This window comes from Eisenbergiella massiliensis (genome assembly GCF_003435485.1).
The window spans coordinates 1-19,612 of record NZ_QVLV01000015.1 but is presented as its reverse complement, the minus strand read 5'-3'; the positions used below and the strand labels follow the sequence as shown (position 1 = coordinate 19,612).

Annotated in this window: 22 protein-coding genes and 1 riboswitch; of the genes, 21 read left to right on the top strand and 1 reads right to left on the bottom strand. The window is 51.6% G+C overall.

What is annotated here, in order from left to right:
* The first annotated feature begins 21 nt into the window (after positions 1–21).
* The 15 genes from DXC51_RS19085 (at position 22) to DXC51_RS19015 (ending at position 10,359) form a co-directional block, all read left to right on the top strand.
* On the top strand, positions 22–396 hold the full coding sequence (locus DXC51_RS19085) for a BMC domain-containing protein (RefSeq protein ID WP_021636244.1): 375 nt from the start codon (positions 22–24) through the stop codon (positions 394–396).
* Positions 393–860 carry a EutP/PduV family microcompartment system protein gene (locus DXC51_RS19080; protein WP_117545185.1) on the top strand — a complete coding sequence of 156 codons (468 nt, stop codon included), beginning with the start codon at positions 393–395 and terminating at the stop codon, positions 858–860. The genes DXC51_RS19085 and DXC51_RS19080 overlap by 4 nt, the downstream gene beginning before the upstream one ends.
* A 199-nt stretch (positions 861–1,059) precedes the next feature.
* Positions 1,060–1,869 (top strand): class II aldolase/adducin family protein, encoded by an 810-nt coding sequence (locus DXC51_RS19075; RefSeq protein WP_025490268.1) that lies wholly within the window; start codon positions 1,060–1,062, stop codon positions 1,867–1,869.
* Positions 1,869–2,348, top strand: coding sequence for a GlcG/HbpS family heme-binding protein (locus tag DXC51_RS19070; RefSeq protein WP_025490267.1), 480 nt, complete (start codon positions 1,869–1,871; stop codon positions 2,346–2,348). Before DXC51_RS19075 ends, DXC51_RS19070 begins: the two co-directional genes overlap by 1 nt.
* Positions 2,339–3,730 carry an aldehyde dehydrogenase family protein gene (locus tag DXC51_RS19065; RefSeq protein WP_025490266.1) on the top strand — a complete coding sequence of 464 codons (1,392 nt, stop codon included), beginning with the start codon at positions 2,339–2,341 and terminating at the stop codon, positions 3,728–3,730. The genes DXC51_RS19070 and DXC51_RS19065 overlap by 10 nt, the downstream gene beginning before the upstream one ends.
* Before the next feature lie 64 nt (positions 3,731–3,794).
* Complete coding sequence (locus DXC51_RS19060; protein WP_025490265.1) at positions 3,795–5,009, top strand: zinc-dependent alcohol dehydrogenase; 1,215 nt, start codon at positions 3,795–3,797, stop codon at positions 5,007–5,009.
* Between the two features lie 22 nt (positions 5,010–5,031).
* Positions 5,032–5,346: a BMC domain-containing protein gene (locus DXC51_RS19055; protein ID WP_021636250.1), complete on the top strand. Its 315-nt coding sequence runs from the start codon at positions 5,032–5,034 to the stop codon at positions 5,344–5,346.
* A gap of 102 nt (positions 5,347–5,448) precedes the next feature.
* Positions 5,449–5,724 (top strand): propanediol utilization microcompartment protein PduA, encoded by a 276-nt coding sequence (gene pduA, locus DXC51_RS19050; RefSeq protein WP_021636251.1) that lies wholly within the window; start codon positions 5,449–5,451, stop codon positions 5,722–5,724.
* Between the two features lie 19 nt (positions 5,725–5,743).
* On the top strand, positions 5,744–6,067 hold the full coding sequence (locus DXC51_RS19045) for a BMC domain-containing protein (protein ID WP_025490264.1): 324 nt from the start codon (positions 5,744–5,746) through the stop codon (positions 6,065–6,067).
* A gap of 213 nt (positions 6,068–6,280) precedes the next feature.
* Positions 6,281–6,559 (top strand): BMC domain-containing protein, encoded by a 279-nt coding sequence (locus DXC51_RS19040; RefSeq protein WP_025483876.1) that lies wholly within the window; start codon positions 6,281–6,283, stop codon positions 6,557–6,559.
* A gap of 154 nt (positions 6,560–6,713) precedes the next feature.
* Positions 6,714–7,322, top strand: coding sequence for a phosphate propanoyltransferase (pduL, locus tag DXC51_RS19035; RefSeq protein ID WP_154466406.1), 609 nt, complete (start codon positions 6,714–6,716; stop codon positions 7,320–7,322).
* Between the two features lie 64 nt (positions 7,323–7,386).
* Positions 7,387–7,653, top strand: a complete 267-nt coding sequence (locus DXC51_RS19030) for a EutN/CcmL family microcompartment protein (RefSeq protein WP_021636255.1) — start codon at positions 7,387–7,389, stop codon at positions 7,651–7,653.
* A 12-nt stretch (positions 7,654–7,665) separates the two neighbouring features.
* Positions 7,666–8,994, top strand: coding sequence for a 4Fe-4S dicluster domain-containing protein (locus DXC51_RS19025; RefSeq protein WP_117545214.1), 1,329 nt, complete (start codon positions 7,666–7,668; stop codon positions 8,992–8,994).
* 25 nt (positions 8,995–9,019) lie between these two features.
* A complete protein-coding gene (locus DXC51_RS19020) occupies positions 9,020–9,568 on the top strand; it encodes a BMC domain-containing protein (protein ID WP_117545184.1) in 549 nt (182 codons plus the stop codon).
* Between the two features lie 23 nt (positions 9,569–9,591).
* The gene (locus tag DXC51_RS19015) at positions 9,592–10,359 is read left to right on the top strand and encodes a DeoR/GlpR family DNA-binding transcription regulator (protein WP_021636258.1); all 768 of its coding nucleotides are present in this window, start codon (positions 9,592–9,594) and stop codon (positions 10,357–10,359) included.
* Here DXC51_RS19015 and DXC51_RS19010 read toward each other — a convergent pair.
* Positions 10,334–11,326, bottom strand: a complete 993-nt coding sequence (locus DXC51_RS19010) for an AraC family transcriptional regulator (RefSeq protein WP_021636259.1) — start codon at positions 11,324–11,326, stop codon at positions 10,334–10,336. The genes DXC51_RS19015 and DXC51_RS19010 overlap by 26 nt on opposite strands.
* 677 nt (positions 11,327–12,003) lie before the next feature.
* Here DXC51_RS19010 and rhaB point away from each other — a divergent pair.
* The 6 genes from rhaB to thiD all read left to right on the top strand — a co-directional run bounded on the left by rhaB (position 12,004) and on the right by thiD (position 19,543).
* The gene (rhaB, locus tag DXC51_RS18995; protein WP_021636262.1) at positions 12,004–13,410 is read left to right on the top strand and encodes a rhamnulokinase; all 1,407 of its coding nucleotides are present in this window, start codon (positions 12,004–12,006) and stop codon (positions 13,408–13,410) included.
* Between the two features lie 93 nt (positions 13,411–13,503).
* Positions 13,504–14,760: an L-rhamnose isomerase gene (locus tag DXC51_RS18990; RefSeq protein ID WP_025490260.1), complete on the top strand. Its 1,257-nt coding sequence runs from the start codon at positions 13,504–13,506 to the stop codon at positions 14,758–14,760.
* Between the two features lie 191 nt (positions 14,761–14,951).
* Positions 14,952–15,059: riboswitch (TPP riboswitch) on the top strand.
* 175 nt (positions 15,060–15,234) lie between these two features.
* Positions 15,235–16,542 carry a phosphomethylpyrimidine synthase ThiC gene (thiC, locus tag DXC51_RS18985; protein ID WP_021636266.1) on the top strand — a complete coding sequence of 436 codons (1,308 nt, stop codon included), beginning with the start codon at positions 15,235–15,237 and terminating at the stop codon, positions 16,540–16,542.
* A gap of 34 nt (positions 16,543–16,576) precedes the next feature.
* Positions 16,577–17,464: a hydroxyethylthiazole kinase gene (gene thiM / locus DXC51_RS18980; RefSeq protein ID WP_117545213.1), complete on the top strand. Its 888-nt coding sequence runs from the start codon at positions 16,577–16,579 to the stop codon at positions 17,462–17,464.
* Positions 17,454–18,749, top strand: coding sequence for a thiamine phosphate synthase (thiE, locus tag DXC51_RS30475; protein ID WP_117545183.1), 1,296 nt, complete (start codon positions 17,454–17,456; stop codon positions 18,747–18,749). The genes thiM and thiE overlap by 11 nt, the downstream gene beginning before the upstream one ends.
* An 11-nt stretch (positions 18,750–18,760) precedes the next feature.
* Positions 18,761–19,543: a bifunctional hydroxymethylpyrimidine kinase/phosphomethylpyrimidine kinase gene (gene thiD / locus DXC51_RS18970; protein ID WP_117545182.1), complete on the top strand. Its 783-nt coding sequence runs from the start codon at positions 18,761–18,763 to the stop codon at positions 19,541–19,543.
* The last annotated feature ends 69 nt before the right edge of the window (positions 19,544–19,612 follow it).

Here is a 19,612-nt window from a genome sequence, read left to right as displayed (position 1 = left end):
AAAAATGGAGGCACGCAGCACATGAATTTTCAACAATATGATTCTGAAAAAAAACAGAGAATCGTGCAGGAGCTGGTTCCGGGAAAACAGATAACGCTGGCCCATATCATTGCCAATCCTGACGGAGAGCTGTACGAAAAGCTGGGACTGGACCCGAAGGTGGAGCTGAACCGGGCGGCCATCGGCATCATGACGGTAACCCCTGCGGAGACAGCGATTATCATGGCGGACATTGCCATCAAATCTTCCGGCGTGGATCTGGGCTTTGTGGACCGCTTCAGCGGCTCCCTCATTGTGACCGGCACAGTTTCCCAGGTGGAGGCATCCACTACGGCGATTCTGGAATATACGGAGAATAAGCTGGGCTATGAGGTCTGCAGCATAACAAGAACATGAAAAAAATAATACTTATCGGCAGGAGCGGCGCGGGAAAGACAACGCTGACACAGGCGCTGAAGGGCGAAGAAATCAAATATCATAAAACGCAGTATGTGAATTATTTTGAATGTATCATAGATACGCCCGGAGAATATGCCCAGACCCATGAGCTGGGTTACGCGCTGGCGCTCTATTCCTATGAAGCGGATGTGGTGGGACTTCTTCTGGCGGCCACGGAGCCCTATTCCCTGTATCCGCCCAACATAACCTGCATGGTGAACCGGGAAGTGGTGGGAATTGTAACCCAGATCAATGACCCGAAGGCGAACCCGGAGCGATCGGCCAGATGGCTGCGGCTGTCCGGCTGTAAAAAGATTTTTTTCGTGGATTCCAAGGCCGGAACCGGAGTTTCGGATATCCTGGATTATCTGAATGAGGAACAGAGAGAAGAAATACATACAAACAACAAAAACAACAGCTGAAAAACCTATAAAAACAAATAAAAACCACAGGTAAAATGTTGACATGTGTTGTATTTGGGACTATAATGAACACGAGCTAACAAAGCGGACAGTCAGCATGTATGAAAAATGGAAAAGCAGGGCTTTTCCATACAAAATCCGCACAAAGTGCGAACATATTTTTTTTACGCCGCGGGAAGGCGGCAGAATGGAGGAAACAATGCAGAACGAGTACGAACTTAAGAAATTGATGTGCGACATCGGAAAGAGAATTTATGACCGTAATATGGTGGCTGCCAATGACGGCAATATTTCAGTAAAGCTGAACGACAATGAATTCCTTTGCACACCCACAGGTGTTTCCAAGGGCTTTATGACACCCGATTTTATCTGCAAGGTTGACGCGCAGGGCAATGTAATCCAGGCAAACAAGGGCTTCCGTCCTTCTTCCGAAATCAAGATGCATATGCGTGTTTACCAGAAGCGTCCCGATGTGGGAGCAGTAGTACATGCCCATCCTACATTTGCAACCTCCTTTGCTATTGCAGGCATCCCGCTGACACAGCCCATCATGCCCGAAGCCGTTATCGCCCTGGGATGTGTTCCGATTGCTGAGTACGGTACGCCTTCCACGATGGAAATTCCTGATAATGTGGAGAAATATCTTCCTTACTATGATGCGGTTCTGCTGGAAAGCCATGGCGCCCTTACCTGGAGCACGGACCTGACCGCAGCCTATATGAAGATGGAATCCGTTGAATTCTATGCAGAGCTTCTCTATAAGTCCAAAATGCTGGGCGGCCCGAAGGAATTCGATAAGAATACCATTGAGAAGCTGTATGAAATCAGAAGAAAAATGGGACTTCCCGGAAAGCATCCGGCTGACCTGTGCCAGAACAAGGGCAAGAAGAACTGCCACAACTGCGGCAACGGCTGCGGTTCCGTATCCTCACCCGCGCCTGCTTCCAACGAAGTGAGCGAAGAAATGGTTGCTGAAATCGTGAAAAAGGTTATGGAGCAAATGAAATAATGGATGAAAATCTGATTGCAAGAACTGTCCGCAGGGTCCTTTCAGAAACCGGCAGCACGGCGCACATGTCGCTGAAGCTGGCGGAAGCGCTGGCGGCAAAGGTGGAGGAAAGAGCGGAAAGCCTTGGGATGCGCGTGGTTACGGCCATCGCCGACGAGGCCGGCCATCCGAAGCTTGTGCGCAGCATGGACGGGGCCTACATAGGAAGTCTGGATGTGGCTGTGAATAAAGCCTATACAAGCATAGCGTTCCAGATGTCCACAGCGGCGCTGGGAGAACTCAGCCAGCCGGGTGCCCCGCTTTATGGCATCCAGCATACCAACGGCGGCAGGATTGTGATTTTCGGCGGCGGAGAACCGCTTATGGTAAATGGTAAGATCATAGGAGCTCTGGGTGTCAGCGGCGGAACCGCCGAACAGGACACGGCCCTTGCGGCTTACGGAGCATCCATGTTAAAGGAGGTAATCTCGTGCCTGTAAATGAAAGTATGGTACAGGATATTGTGAAGGAAGTAGTTGCCAGGATGCAGCTCTCCGGAACGGCCCAGTCAGCGCAGCACGGTGTGTTCAATGATATGAACCAGGCCATCGAAGCTGCCAAAGAGGCGGAGAAAACAGTCCGCCGCATGACCATGGACCAGCGGGAACAGATCGTTTCCAATATCCGTAAGAAAACCCACGAAGCCGCGGAAATCCTTGCCCGTATGGGAGTGGAGGAAACCGGTATGGGCAATGTGGGCGATAAGATTCTGAAACATCATCTTCTGGCAGACAAAACGCCTGGTACGGAAGATATTACAACAACAGCCTGGTCGGGAGACAGAGGGCTTACCCTGATTGAAATGGGCCCCTTCGGCGTAATCGGCGCCATCACTCCCTGCACCAACCCCAGTGAAACCGTCCTGTGCAACAGCATAGGAATGATAGCCGCAGGGAATACGGTGGTATTCAACCCCCATCCCCAGGCCATCAGGACCTCCATTTTTGCCATCAATCTGGTAAATGAAGCTTCCCTGGAAGCTGGCGGCCCGGATAATGTGGCATGTACCGTGTTCAAGCCCACACTGGAAACCAGCAATATCATGATGAAGCATAAGGATATCCCGCTGATTGCCGCAACAGGCGGTCCCGGCGTGGTTACCGCAGTCCTTTCCTCAGGTAAAAGGGGAATCGGCGCAGGCGCAGGAAACCCTCCCGCGCTGGTGGACGAAACAGCCGATATCAGAAAAGCGGCGGCGGACATCGTGAACGGCTGTACCTTTGACAATAACCTTCCCTGCATTGCAGAAAAGGAAATCGTTGCTGTGGACAGCATCGCTGATGAGTTGATGAATTACATGATTAGCGAGCAGGGCTGCTATCTGATTTCCAAAGAGGAGCAGGATAAGCTGACGGCCACCGTCCTCACACCCAAGGGACTGAACCGCAAGTGCGTGGGCAGAGATGCCAGAACCCTTCTTTCCATGATTGGGATACAGGCGCCGGAGAACATCCGCTGCATCGTATTCGAAGGGGAAAAGGAGCATCCGCTGATTTCAGAGGAGCTGATGATGCCGATTCTGGGCCTGGTAAGGGCAAAGGATTTTGACGACGCTGTGGAGAAGGCTGTATGGCTGGAGCACGGCAACAGACATTCCGCCCATATCCATTCCAAGAACATAGACAACATCACCAAATATGCCAGAGCGATCGATACGGCTATTCTGGTTAAGAACGCACCTTCTTATGCGGCGCTGGGCTTCGGCGGCGAAGGCTTCTGTACCTTTACCATCGCCAGCAGGACCGGGGAAGGACTTACCAGCACAAGCACCTTCACCAAGAGAAGAAGATGTGTAATGTCAGACAGCCTGTGCATACGATAGGAATCGTACGATAGAAGCCGTAGGATTGAAAATCGTATACGACAGGGCAGAAAGGGAAGGAAAAATGGACGTTAATGCAACGAATATAGAAGAAATCGTAAGACAGGTCCTCAACAGCATGGAAGGCAGACAGCCTGCGGCAAACAGCGGCGCAGGAAGCGCTCCTGCGGGAGCAATCCCGAAGACGGCGCATGTGGCCATGCTGACAAGCCTGGAGCATTACGATGTGAAGGAATTCCCCATCCCCGAAGTGGGAGACGACGATATTCTTGTAAAAGTGGAAGGCTGCGGTATCTGCGGAACCGATGCACACGAATTCAAGAAGGATCCCTTCGGACTGATTCCCGTGGCTTTGGGCCATGAAGGAACCGGCGAAATTGTCAAAATGGGAAAGAACGTTAAAAAAGACAGCGCAGGAAAAGACCTTAAGATAGGCGACAAGGTCGTAACCTGTATGATTTTCAAGGATAACCCGGATATCACCATGTATGACCTGAACAGACAGAACGTGGGCGGCGCCGATGTATACGGCCTGCTTCCGGACGATGATATCCATTTAAACGGCTGGTTTTCAGATTACCTGTTTATCCGCGGAGGCTCTACTGTGTTCAACGTAAGCGATCTGGATCTGTATTCCAGAATCCTCATTGAGCCCTGCGCCGTTCTCATCCACGCGGTGGAAAGAGCGAAATCCACAGGAATCCTCCGTTTTAACAGCAGAGTGGTAGTGCAGGGCTGTGGACCCATCGGCCTGATCTGCATCGCTATCCTGCGTACGATGGGCATCAACCACATCGTAGCGGTGGACGGAGAGGAAAAACGTCTGGAATTCGCAAAGGAAATGGGCGCATCCGATACGGTTAACTTCAAGGACCATAAGGGAATCGAAGCCCTTGCAGGCGCTGTGGAAGCCAAATTTGACGGACATCTGGCGGATTTTGCCTTCCAGTGTACCGGTTCTCCCATGGCACATGCCAATATTTATAAATTCATCCGCAACGGCGGCGGACTGTGCGAGCTTGGATTTTTCATTAACGGCGGCGACGCCACCATCAACCCGCACTTTGATATCTGCTCCAAGGAAATCACCATCGTAGGCTCCTGGGTATATACCCTTCGCGATTATGCCACCACCTTTGAGTTCTTAAAGAGCGCAAAGAAGGCGGGCATCCCCATCGAGAAGCTGATTACCCATACCTTCCCGCTGGAGGAAATCAACGAAGCGCACAGGACTAACCTGGCGATGAGCGGCCTGAAGATAGCAATCATCAACAAGTAACGACAGGTAGGAGGCGAAGCCCATGGGGGAAGCCGTAGGAATTTTGGAAGTATTTGGTCTGGTATGCGCCTTTATGGCGGCGGATGCCGGATGTAAGGCAGGCAATGTGTGGCTGGAGCCTTTTGATAAGAACAAGCCGGCCAACGCCGACAGCCTTCCGGTGCCTCTTCTGGTTACCATCAAATTCAGGGGAAGCGTTTCCGATGTGGAAGCGGCGATGGAAGCGGGAGAACGCGTGGCCCGCAGCCTTACGGGAGTGGTGCAGAAGCATATCATCCCCAGGCCCACGGAGGATACGGAAAAAATGCTCAAGCTTTGCGCATTTGACAAGTCATAACCGGATTCAGTACAATAGACAATGAAGACTCAGGTAACTGTGAGAGGACAGAACAGTTACAAACTTTGAACAATTATTCAGTATAAGCGGAGGAAATTAAAAATGGCACAGGAAGCATTGGGAATGGTAGAAACAAGAGGTCTTACCGCAGCGATTGAAGCAGCGGATGCAATGACCAAATCTGCGGAAGTAAGACTTGTGGGAACAGAGAAAATCGGTTCCGGTCTTGTAACCGTTATGGTACGCGGCGATGTAGGAGCTGTAAAGGCTGCCGTGGAAAGCGGAACCGCAGCGGCAAGCAAGCTGGGCGAGCTGGTAGCGGCTCATGTAATCCCCAGGCCTCATACCGACGTGGAAAAAATTCTGCCTTCCATTTAACAATTAGGAGAGAATGTTCATGGGGAAATCATATGGCCTGATAGAAATAACAGGAGTGGTAGCGGCGATGGACGCCCTTGACATCATGTGCAAGGCCGCGGACGTAACCCTGTCAACTTGGGAGAGAAAACTGGGCGGAAGACTTGTAACCATCATAGTGGAAGGCGAAGTGGCGGCGGTTACGGCCGCTGTGGAGGCAGCCAGGACACAGGCGTTAAAGCCTCTGGCAGCTTTCGGCGTGATTGCCAACCCCCATGAAGAGATCGTCGGACTGGTGGAGCGCAGTGCAAGCCGCTTTAAGGACAGTGAGCCTTCCGATGAAAGCTATCTCCAGGAGGTTTAAAGCCTGGTTTAATGCCGCATCGGGCGGCATTGCCGTGTAAGCGGCAGCAAGGAGGAAGTCATGCCGGACAGCAATAAAGATAAGACAACACAATCCGAAACAGTCTCTGGCGGAGCTATCAAAACGGCCCGCAGGACAGCAGCAAAAACAGCACAGAAACCCGAAAAGGCACAGGTTAAAGAAGAGCCTGCAGTGAAAAAGGAGGAAAAAAGAATGTCACAGGAAGCATTGGGAATGGTGGAAACAAGAGGACTTGTTGCAGCAATTGAAGCAGCGGATGCAATGTGCAAAGCGGCTAACGTAGCGCTGGTAGGCACAGAGAAGATCGGTTCCGGACTGGTAACCGTTATGGTGCGCGGCGATGTAGGAGCCGTGAAGTCCGCAGTGGAAGCAGGCGCAAGCAGCGCAGGCAGACTGGGCGAATTAGTGGCTACCCATGTAATCCCCAGACCTCACACCGACGTTGAGATGATTCTGCCTAAGGTGAAATAAGATAGCGGTTCAGCCAACTGAGCTGCTGTAAACTAATTTTACCTGAAAGGCAGGAAATCAGTCCGGACAGGATTCTCTGTCCGGCCCGGTTTCCGGATTACGAAGAAAAGTGGGTGTGGCTGTGGAGACGAATCAAATTGAACTGATTACCAGAATGGTAATGGAAGCCATGGAAAAGAAAGAAAATGCCGGAAACGGCTATATGGTTCCCGTGGGCGTATCCGCCAGACATATACATCTTACCCAGGAGCATGTGGAAGCGCTCTTTGGTCCCGGATATCATCTGACCAAAAAAAAGGATCTGATGGGCGGCCAGTTTGCGGCAAACGAACAGGTTACCATAGTGGGCCTGAAGCTGCGGGCGATAGAAAACGTAAGGGTCCTGGGTCCGGTCAGGAAAGCCTCCCAGGTGGAGATTTCCGCGACAGATGCGATGAAGCTGGGCATTAAGGCTCCTCTGCGGGAGTCCGGAGATGTGGCGGGAAGCGCTGCGATTGCAGTCGTAGGCCCCAAAGGCGCCGTATATCTGGATGAAGGATGCATTGTTGCAAAGAGGCACATACATATGTCTCCCCGCGATGCACAGGCTGCCGGAGTAAAGGACGGCGACTATGTTTCCGTGAAAGCGGATAACGAAAGAGGAACTGTTTTTGACCATGTGAAGATCCGCGTGGACGACAGCTTCACGCTGGAAATGCATATTGACACGGATGAAGCCAACGCGAGTAAAATCGCTACCGGGGACACTGTGAAAATTATCTGAAGGTTCTCCCGGTATTCTTTCTTATTAAAAAGGATACCGGGAACTATGGAATAAGGGGAGCGCTATGATAGTAGGAAAGGTAACAGGAAGCATAGTTTCCACACGCAAAAGTGAGAAACTGATAGGCAATAAATTCATGATCGTTGAGCCCCTGGAATCCATGAAAAGTCATGCGGACCGACTGGTGGCTATTGATAATATCGGCGCGGGAATCGGCGAATATGTACTGGTAGCCCAGGGCAGCGCCGCAAGAATCGGCTGTGATATGCAGGACGCTCCTGTGGATGCGGCCATTGTTGGAATCATAGACGACGCAAGCCGGTTGGAATAAGTGGGGCAGGCTATGGATAGTAAGGAACTGAGCAAAATCATAAAGGATAACGGCATTGTCGGTGCAGGCGGCGCCGGCTTTCCGACTTATATGAAGATTGACGAAAGAGCGCAGACGATTCTGCTTAACTGCGCGGAATGTGAACCGCTGCTGAAGCTGCACAGACAGCTTTTGCAAAGGCATGCGGAAGAAATCCTGGAGACGTTCCAGCTGGTGGCTGACACCGTGGGCGCCGAAAGGGCGATTGTCGGAATTAAAGAAGAATATAAAGACACTGTGGCGGCCTTAAAGGAATGTATCCATAAATTTCCCAAGGTATCCCTTCATCTTCTGGACAGTGTATATCCCATGGGAGATGAAGTGGTGCTGATTTATGAGGCGACGGGAAAGGTGGTCAGGCCCGGTGGACTTCCCATAGAAGAAGGCATTGCTGTCTTCAATGTAGAGACCATGTATAATATCCACAAGGCGCTGGTGAAAAAAGAGCCGGTTGCCGATAAGCTGGTAACCATTGTGGGAGAGGTGGCGTCTCCTGTCACCATCAGAGTCCCTCTGGGGACCTCTTTGGAAAAATGTGTGGATTTTGCAGGAGGGGCTGTAATAAAGAACCCTGTATTCCTGGTAGGAGGCCCTATGATGGGCAATATCAGGGAGGCGGCTTTTCCGGTCACCAAAACCACCAATGCGGTGCTTGTGCTGTCTGAGGAGCATCCGTTGATCCAGAAGAAAAAACTGAATCCGGCCATTGGGCTGAAACGTGCGGCCTCCGCCTGCTGTCAGTGCCAGATGTGTACGGATTTATGCCCCAGGCATGCGCTGGGACACCCGATAGAGCCGCATAAATTCATGCGCGCTGCAGCGAACCGGGATTTCCGGGACGCCAATCCCTTTGTCAATACATACTTCTGCAGCTCCTGCGGGTTATGTGAACTGTATTCCTGCCCACAGGGCCTGTCGCCCAGAAGCCTTATGGCAGAATACAAGGTGGGGCTCAGAAATGCCGGAGTAAAGCCTCCGGCAGGCGTAATCCCCGCTCCCGTAAAGGAGTCCAGGGAATACCGCAAGGCGCCGGAGGAGAGGCTGGAGGCCAGGCTTGGACTTTCCGCCTATGACAGGGAAGCGCCCATTGATGATGAAGTGAAAAAGGTAAATACCGTTACGATTCTGCTCAGCCAGCATATCGGCGCCCCGGCCCGTCCGGTGGTTTCCGAGGGGGATATGGTAGCCAGAGGACAGATGATTGCATCCGCTGCGGACGGCCTGAGCGTACCCATTCACGCATCCATCAGCGGAAAAGTAATGAAAGCAGACAAAAACATGGTGGTTCTGGCGGCGGTTTAGACGTGCAGATGAGAGGTAGAAATAGATGAGCAAGGCAATAGGCATGATTGAATTTAAAACGGTTTCAGCAGGAATTACCGCTGCGGACGCGATGGTAAAGACCGCGGATGTGGAACTGCTGGAGGCACAGACGGTCTGTCCCGGAAAATACATTGCTTTAATTACCGGTTCCCTGAGCGCGGTGAACGCGGCTGTTGAGGCGGCACAAAAGACACGGCAGGAGGAGCTGATTGACAGCTTTGTCCTGGGGAATCCTCATGAAAGTATTTTTCCGGCCATCTACGGAACGACCCAGATAGAAAAGGTAAACGCCTTCGGCATTCTGGAAACCTATGATGCGGCATCCATAATCGTTGCTGCGGATGTGGCTGCCAAAACCGCAATTGTTGATCTGATCGAACTGCGGATCGCCAAGGGAATGTGCGGAAAATCCTATCTGATTCTCACCGGGGAGGTAGCGGCAGTGGAATCTGCAATTGAGAAGGCAAAACAAACTGTTGCAGGCAATGGAATGTATCTGGATTCCTCTGTGATTGCCCATCCGGATGAACAGATCTGCCGATCCATACTATAAAGAAAGGCTGGGTTTTTGGGGTTATGTTAGCGGTAGAGAGAAGAAATCTGATTCTTGAAAAGCTTCAGGAGGATAAGAAGGTTATTGTCAGCGAACTGAGTCAGGAATTCCAGGTATCGGAGGAAACCATACGCCGGGATCTGGATAAGCTGGATAAGGACGGCCTTGCCGTTAAGAGCTACGGCGGAGCGGTGCTCAATGAAAATACAAGTCTGGATATGCCCTTTAATATCCGGAAGAAAAATAATCCGGCGGGAAAACAGAAAATAGCCAAAATCGTGGAAACCCTGATAGAAGACGGAGATCATATCATCCTTGATCCCAGCACCACGGCGGTATTCATTGCCAAGGCGCTCAAGGCCAAGGAACGTCTCACCGTGATCACCAATTCCATAGAGGTTATCCTGGAACTGTCCGATGTTTCGGACTGGAATATCATCTCCTCCGGCGGAAGCCTGAAGGAAGGGTATCTGGCCCTGGTAGGCCCCCGCGCCATTGAAGGACTGGGTGCCTTCAACGTGGAGAAGGTGGTGCTTTCCTGTAAGGGGCTGGACATGGAAAAAGGAATTACCGATGGTAATGAACTTTTTTCCCAGGCAAAGCAGACCATGCTCAAATCCGCGAAGCAGTGTATTCTTGCGGTGGATCACACCAAGTTCGGAAGAGTTGCTTTTTCAAAAATCTGTGACATCAACCATGTTCAGGTGGTAGTCACCGATGAAAAGCCCTCCGATGTGTGGCTGGAAACCTTTGAACGTTCCGGCATTACCTGCCTGTATCCTGAGAATTGACAGCTTCATGGGCAAGGCGGTAGGCGCGCGGCGTCATGCCGAACTGCTCCCGGAAAATCCGATGAAAATAACTTGTGTTGTCATATCCCACAGACGCAATAATTTCCTCCACGGGAAGTGTTGTTGTGGTAAGCAGAAAGGCTGACTGGTTCAGCCTTTTTGTCTGCAGTAAATTCTTAAAGGTCTTTCCTGTCATCCGGCGGATCAGCCGGCTCAGATAATAGGCAGGTTCACAAAGACGGACGGACAGCTCCTCCAGCGCAGCCGTCTTATAATTTTCCTCAATATATTTCATGGCCGTAAATACTATATTCTGCTCATGCTGCCCGGGATCATCCTGGTTGATCTTGTCCGTATGGTTCAAAAGCTGCAGGAAAAGAAGCCCCATGGTCGTCTGATTGATATTCCTCCGGTTAGGCTGCCTGTTCACCAAAGACCAGATAAGATTTTCCACCAGGTTCTGAATGGGCAGCACCTCGCTCACATGGAAATGCAGGTAATCGGTAAAGCTGCGATCCTTTTTCAGGGAACCCACCAGAAATTCCCGCAGCTCGCTGCGCTCATCCATCATGAGAAAAGCCCGGTCAAAAAACTCAGGCAGAACAATGAAATTCACTGCAATATCGTCCTCCCCCGCCGGAAGAATTTCCTGCGCGGCGTTCTGGTTCAGGAACAGCAAATCCCCCGTATCCAATACGACACGCGTCGATTCATTAATTATATGAGTCGTCGTCCCGCTGCACATGTAAATAATTTCGATATAATTATGACGGTGCTTCGGAAAACGCACAAACCGCGTATGCGGCCTGATATCGATCAGCTTCCCCGCATCCAGCATCTGCCTGCTGTCCACAATAAAATCATCGTCCGCGGTGTAAATGCTCTTCTCCACCCGGGCCTCCCCGTCCAATATCTTCCTTTCCTCCGGCGAAATCACCCTCAGCTTATCAAGCAGCTCCTGATTCATCTGTTTCCCCTTCCGGTCCCGTCCCGGACCGCCTGTTTTCTCTTAAAAGCCTGTCCCTGCGCCTGCTGCAGCATATCCGCTTTGCGGTATATTGGCCTCCGGCGGAGTTTAGTACCATGTTTTCTGCGGTGGCTGCAGAAACCGGAATGCACATATGGAAAGTCAGTCGCATCGACTTTCCATGGTATAATGTCAGCTATGCTGACATTATACCATTTCCGCCATCTTGCCGTCAAAAGGGATATATCTCATGTGATTGGTGGGTAACTGTGAAGAGGCTGAACAGTTACATTAGTGGAGTAACACCTGCAGTTATTTTCGGAATTTCCCGGAGGAGGATCAGGCACTGATTTATGGTATTGTAGGAGGGACTCCTCAATATCTGCTGCAAATAAACGATCGCCTGAGCGTTGAGGAGAACATTAAGAATACATTTCTGAATCCCACTTCCTCAATGTTTGAGGAACCGGAAAAATAATTGAATCTTGCCGGATGAAATCAAGGCAGAGTATATTTAAAAGCAGCAGGAGCAAAAAAGATAAAATTATTTTTTACTCCTGTTTCTTTAAAATAGGAGTGCAAATAAGGACGGTAAATTTGCAATTGCCGTCCTAAAAAAATAAGCGCCGCAGAGGTATAATAGTAGCAGTGAAATCGGGACGAAAGAAGGTAAAATTATGGCAGAGTACTATCTTGCTGTGGATATAGGCGCCTCCAGCGGCCGCCATATCCTGGGACACCTGGAAGACGGCAGAATCGTATTGGAGGAGGTATACCGTTTTGAAAACGGCATGGAGAAAAAGGACGGCCATCTGTGCTGGAATCTTCCCCGCCTTTTCCACGAAATCAAGGAAGGCCTGAAGGCCTGCAGGGCGGCCGGGAAAATCCCCAAATCCATGGGCATTGACACCTGGGCCGTGGATTATGTCCTCCTGGACGGGGAGGACAGGATCCTGGGAAACACCTATGGCTACCGGGACGGCAGAACCAAAGGCATGGACAAAGAGGTGTATAAAATCATACCGGAGGACGCCCTGTATGCCAGGACGGGAATCCAGAAACAGATGTTCAATACCATTTACCAGCTGATGGCGGTGAAAACCCAGGAGCCGGAGAACATGGAAAAAGCGGAGTGGCTGCTGATGCTTCCTGATTATTTCCATTTTCTGCTCACGGGCAATAAGCTGTCCGAGTACACCAACGCCACCTCCACACAGCTGGTCAGCCCGGAAACAAAGCAATGGGACTATGAGCTGATTGAACGGCTGGGCTATAAGCCCTCTGTTTTCCGGCCGCTGCATATGCCGGGAACCGTGGTGGGACCTTTTTCCAAAGAGGTGGAAGAGGAAGTCGGCTTTACCTGCGAAGTGGTGATGCCTGCAACGCACGATACGGCATCCGCGGTTATTTCCGTACCCGCACTTACCGATGACTGCCTGTACATAAGCTCCGGGACCTGGTCGCTGATGGGAATTGAAAATGACAAGGCAATCTGTTCCCCGGAAAGCAGGGAAAGAAACTTTACCAACGAAGGCGGATATGAGTACCGTTTCCGTTATCTGAAAAATATTATGGGGCTGTGGATGATCCAGTCCGTGCGCCATGAGCTGGGGGACAAATATTCCTTTGCACAGCTGTGTGATATGGCGGAGGCAGAAAGCGATTTTCCTTCCCGCGTGGATGTGAATGACGACGCTTTTCTGGCGCCCGACAATATGACGGAGGCCATTAAGGCTTACTGCAGAAAGCATGGATGGAGAGAGCCGGAGACAACCGGACAGATTGCAGCCGTTATTTATCAGAGCCTGGCGGAAAGCTATGCGGAAACCGTCAGGGAAATCGAAGCGCTCACAGGGAGAACCTTCCCGGCCATCAATATTGTGGGCGGCGGATCCAATGCGGCATATCTGAACCAGCTGACTGCGGATAAATCCGGAAGATGCGTTTACGCAGGCCCGGGAGAGGCGACAGCTATCGGCAACCTGGCGGTACAGATGCTGAAGGACGGAAAATTTGAGGGACTTGCCCAGGTGCGCGCCTGCATTTACGATTCCTTCGGTGTGAAAAAATATGAAGCGAGGTAAAGGTTCATACCCATCTGAACGGTTACCCAATTACATCATCAGTCGAAAACGTGTGAAACGCACGTCGTCCCATGGGACGGAAAGGAGATAATTATGAACGTAAAAGAAAGATATGAATCCGCAAAGGAAATTTATGCGGCAATTGGCGTGGACACCGACAAGGCGGTGGAAACCCTGGAAAACATTGCGATTTCCATGCACTGCTGGCAGGGCGACGATGTTACCGGCTTTGATCAGAAGGGACCTCTTACCGGAGGAATCCAGACTACCGGAAACTATCCCGGAAAGGCAAGGACACCGGAAGAACTGATGGCAGATATTGATAAGGTATTCAGCCTCGTGCCCGGAAAGCATAAACTGAACCTGCATGCAAGCTATGCTATTTTTGAAGACGGTGAATTTGCGGACAGAGACAAAATCGAGCCGAAGCATTTCAAAAAATGGGTTGATTTTGCGAAGGAAAAAGGAATCGGCCTTGATTTCAACCCCACCTTCTTCTCCCACAGCAAGGTAGTGGACGGCCTGACCCTTTCCAGCCCGATCGATGAAGTTCGTAATTTCTGGATTGAGCATGGAAAAGCCTGCATCCGCATTTCCCAGTATTTTGCAGAAGAGCTGGGAATCCCCTGCGCAATGAACATCTGGATTCCGGACGGCTATAAAGACATTCCCGCCGACAGGCTGGGGCCCAGGGCTAGATTCAAAGATTCCCTGGATCAGATCCTTTCCATCCCTTACGATAAATCCAAGGTTCTTGTGTGCCTGGAATCCAAGGTATTCGGCATCGGCCTGGAATCCTACACTGTGGGATCCAGTGAATTTACCGTCAATTATGCGGCAAACAACGGCATTATCAGCCTTATGGACAACGGACATTATCATCCCACAGAGATGGTATCCGATAAAATTTCCTCCATGCTCCTGTTCAATGACAAGATTGCGCTTCATGTAACAAGGCCGGTACGCTGGGACAGCGACCATGTAGTTCTTTTTGATGATGAAACAAGAGAAATTGCAAAGGAAATCGTAAGAAACGACGCCATTGACCGCGTGCTTCTTGCCCTTGATTTCTTTGATGCCAGCATCAACCGTATTTCCGCGTGGACCGTTGGTATGAGAAATATGCAGAAGGCCCTTCTTTACGCCCTGGTTTCTCCCAACAAGCGTTTTAAGGAGCTGCAGGATACCAACCAGTTTACAGAACTGATGGCAATGCAGGAAGAAATGAAAACCTATCCCTTCGGTGATGTGTGGGATTACTTCTGTGAGAAGAACAATGTTCCTGTCAAGGGAGATTGGTTCAGGGAAGTAATGAAATATGAAGAAGAGGTTCTTTCCAAAAGAGCGTAGTTGCAATAACACCGGAAAACGTCAGGACAAAATTGTAATTGCCGGTCATTCTGGCCCGTCCGGACTGTTACAGATTGACGGGGAATCAGAAAAAAGGCCGGAAAAACCGGCAGGCCATAAAATTTGACAAAATAGGACAGGCATGATATGATTTCCACGTAAAGGCCGGTTAAGCCCGGCGGGAAAAAGTACATATTTTTCAGGGGAGCTTGTGGAGCAGGCTGAGAGGAAGTAATCCAACTTCGACCCTTAAACCTGATTTGGGTAATGCCAACGTAGGAAGAAGTTGCACAGCTTACATGATATGAAAGCGGAGTATACCGATCCTGGTATGCTCCGTTTTTTTAGTGAGCGTCCGCCAAAAGCCGCATTTTCTTTTGCCGCAATTCCTGTTTCCTGCATTCGCACTGCCGCACAGGCCCTGAAAAGAAAGAGAAAAACTGTGAAGGAAGCAAACGGTCAGGAGGAAACAGTATGAATTATGCAACACAGATGGAAGCCGCGAGAAAAGGTTTTCTCACGGAACAGATGATAGCGGTGGCGGAAAAGGAGCATATTTCCGGGAAGGAGCTGTGCAGGCTTATGGCGGAGGGCAGGATTATCATCCCCTGCAACAAAGAGCATAAGTCGATTGTGCCAAACGGTCTTGGCTCCATGCTGAAAACCAAAATCAATGTGAACCTGGGCACATCCAGAGACATGACGGATTTGGAAATGGAATATGAGAAGGTGCGAAAGGCAGTGGAAATGGGAGCGGAAGCCATTATGGATCTAAGCTCCTTTGGCGACACGAGGAAGTTCAGACGTTACCTGACGCATAACTGCCCCGCCATGATTGGAACTGTGCCGATTTATGATGCGGTGGTTTATTATCATAAGCCCCTGAAGCAGATCACTTCGGGGGAATGGATTGATATTGTGAGAATGCACGCCCGGGACGGTGTGGATTTTATGACTATCCACTGCGGGATCAACAAAGAAACCGCCCATAAGTTTAAGAAGAATAAGCGTTTGACCAATATCGTTTCCAGAGGCGGTTCCATTATTTTTGCGTGGATGGAAATGACAGGAGAAGAAAATCCTTTTTATGAGCACTATGACGAGATTCTGGATATCTGCCGGGAATATGACGTTACCCTCAGCCTGGGGGATGCCTGCCGTCCAGGATGCCTTGCCGACGCTACCGACGCGTCCCAGATAGAAGAACTGATTACCCTTGGGGAGCTTACAAAAAGAGCCTGGGAAAAAGACGTACAGATCATGATTGAGGGACCCGGGCACATGCCGCTTAACCAGATCGCAGCCAATATGGAAATCCAGAAAACCCTCTGCCACGGTGCACCCTTTTACGTGCTCGGCCCCATAGTAACGGACGTGGCCCCTGGCTATGATCATATTACGGCGGCCATCGGCGGGGCGGCGGCAGCGGCGGCGGGAGCCTCCTTCCTCTGCTACGTAACGCCAGCGGAGCATCTGCGCCTGCCTGATGTGGAGGATGTGAGGGAAGGCATCATTGCCGCCAGAATCGCAGCCCATGCGGCCGATATCGCCAAGGGCGTACCCGGGGCCATGGACTGGGACAATCAGATGAGCCTTGCCAGAAAGAAGCTGGATTGGGAGCGGATGTTCTCTCTTGCCATGGACCCGGAGAAGGCCAGAAGCTACAGGGAATCCTCCCGGCCGGAAAAAGAGGATACCTGCAGCATGTGCGGGAACTTCTGCGCCGTAAAAAATATGAACCGCATTCTGGATGGAGAAATCGTGTCCATCTATGAAGAGTAGCGCAACTAAATCTATGGAAAACGAGGGTGAAAAAATGCTGAAAGAGCAACTGGAAAAAGTAAGAGGGCAGATGCCTTTAATTCACAATATTACAAATTATGTCACCGTAAACGACTGCGCCAACATCCTGCTGGCCTGCGGCGGTTCGCCGATTATGGCCGATGATTTGGAGGAAGCGGAGGAAATTACCGCTGTCTGCGGCGGCCTTAACATCAATATCGGAACACTGAACCGCAATACGATTCCCTCCATGCTGGCTGCCGGTAAAAAAGCCAATGCCTGCGGCCATCCTGTGCTGCTTGACCCGGTGGGCGCGGGAGCCAGCCGGCTGCGCACGGAAACTGCCCGGAGACTGCTTAAGGAAGTACATTTTACAGCCATCCGCGGGAACATTTCCGAAATCAAAACCCTTGCGCTGGGAATGGGAGGCGCCAGAGGCGTGGATGCTGACGGCATGGATGCAGTAACGGATGCGAACCTGGAAAGCACGATCCTTTTTGCCGGCCGCTTCGCAGAGGATACAGGAGCCATAGTGGCAATTACCGGAGCGATCGATATTGTAACAGACGGTGATTTTTCCTATGTCATCCGCAACGGCCATCCCCTGATGAGTAAGGTGACCGGCACCGGCTGTATGCTGTCCGCCATGATGACAGCATACCTGACCGCCAATCAGGAACAGCCCCTGGAAGCGGCCGCTGCGGCCGTCTGTGCCATGGGGCTGGCAGGAGAACGGGCTTACCAGAGGCTTTCCGCCAAAGAAGGCAATGCCTCCTATCGCAGCAAAATCATAGATGAAATTTTCCTGATGGACGGGAAAACCCTGGAGGAAGGCGCCAGGCTGCGCAAATACCGGCTCCAAAAGCAGGAAAACGGAGCTTCTGAAAAAATCATCTGCACGGAGGTTCCCTATGAAATGTGACAGAAGCATGCTGCTCCTCTATGCCGTAACCGACCGTGCCTGGACGGGTAAAAAAACACTGCTGCAGCAGGTGGAGGAAGCCCTGTCAGGCGGCGCCACCTGCATCCAGCTTCGGGAAAAGGAGCTGCCGGAGGAAGAATTCCGGCAGGAAGCCCTGGCTGTGAAAGAACTCTGCCGCAGATACCATGTCCCTTTCCTCATTAACGATAACGTAGAGCTGGCTGTCAGCTGCGGCGCGGACGGCGTTCATGTGGGCCAGCACGACATGTCTGCGGCGGATGTGCGCCGCAGAATCGGCCCCGGCAAAATACTGGGAGTATCCGCGCAGACGGTGGAGCAGGCCCGCCAGGCGGAAGAAGATGGCGCAGATTATCTGGGCGTGGGCGCTGTTTTTTCCACCTCCACTAAATCCGACGCAGACGCGGTATCCCATGAGACCCTGCAAAAGATCTGCGCCGCAGTATCCATCCCCGTCTGCGCCATAGGCGGCATCCATAAAGAAAACCTGCATTTGCTCAAAGGCACAGGCATCGCCGGCGTGGCCCTTGTTTCCGCCATCTTCGCAAGCCCGGATATCCGTAAGTCCTGCGAAGACCTGAAAAAACTGGCCCTGCAGATAAACGCGCAGGACACACTGGAAGCACTGCTGCATACAAACATCCGCGGAGCCATCTTTGACGCGGACGGCACCCTTTTAGACTCCATGGGCATCTGGGATACCCTGGGGGAAGATTACCTGCGTACAAAAGGGAAAATCCCCCGGGAAAACCTGCGTGAAACCTTCCGCGACATGAGCCTTCTCCAGGCCGCCTGCTATTACCGGGAAAACTACGCCCTTACGGAAAGCCCTGAAAAAATAGTGGAAGAGCTTAACGCCATGATCACCTCCTTCTATGAAAAAGAAGCTCCCCTGAAGGAAGGAGCCGCCGCCTTCCTGGAAGAGCTGTGCCAAAGAAACATAAAAATGTGCATTGCAACAGCCACCGATCACAGCCTTATCCGGGCTGCCCTGAAGCGATGCGGAGTGCTGCATTACTTTACTTTTATACTTACCTGCGGACAGGCGGGCGCAGGAAAAGACACTCCCGCCATTTATGAAGAAGCCCTGGCCCTGCTTGGAACCGGAAAAGAAGAAACCTACGTTTTCGAAGATGCCCTGTACGCCCTGAAAACGGCGAAAACAGCCGGCTTTCCCACAGTCGGTGTAAAAGACCCCTCCTCCGCCGGACAGGAAAGGGAGATTATAAAACAAGCCGATTACTATCTTTATACCTTCACGAAATGAGGAACAGCCCCATGAAAAAGATACTTACCATAGCCGGCTCCGACCCAAGCGGAGGGGCCGGTATCCAGGCCGATATCAAAACCATAACAGTACATGGCATGTACGCCTGCAGCGTCATCACCTCCCTGACCGCCCAGAACACCACCGGCGTATACGGAATACACAACGTTCCCCCGGAGTTTGTAGCTGCCCAGATGGACTGCGTATTTACCGATATATATCCGGATGCCGTCAAAATCGGCATGGTATCGGAGGAGCCGATACTGGCCCAAATCATCGCCGGGCTGCAGCAATACCGCCCCCAAAACCTGGTCATCGATCCTGTCATGATATCCACCAGCGGCCGCCGCCTCCTCTCAGAACCCGCTTTTTCTCTGCTGAAAGAGAAACTCCTCCCTCTGGGAACCCTCATCACCCCCAACCTCCCCGAGGCACAGGCCCTCACCGGCCTTGCCATCCGCACGCCGGAAGACATGGAAAAAGCCGCCCGCCTCCTTTTCAACGCCACGGGAACCGCTGTCCTCATAAAAGGCGGACACCTTACGGACGATGCCACAGACCTGCTTTATGACGGCGCCCAAACCACCCTTTTCCCCTCCGCCCGTATCCACAACCCCAACACCCACGGCACCGGCTGCACCCTTTCCTCCGCCATCGCCTGCCGCCTGGCCGAAGGAAAAAGCCTCCCCCAAAGCATAAAAGAAGCCAAAACCTACCTGACCGGAGCCCTTAATACTCCCCTGGACCTGGGAAAAGGCAACGGCCCCCTGAACCACATGTATGCCCTCCCTTAAAATTCAGCTGCTTCCAGGTTCTGCCGCCGGATGTTCGTGTGTTCCGCCTGGGCGCCATGCCGGTTTGGG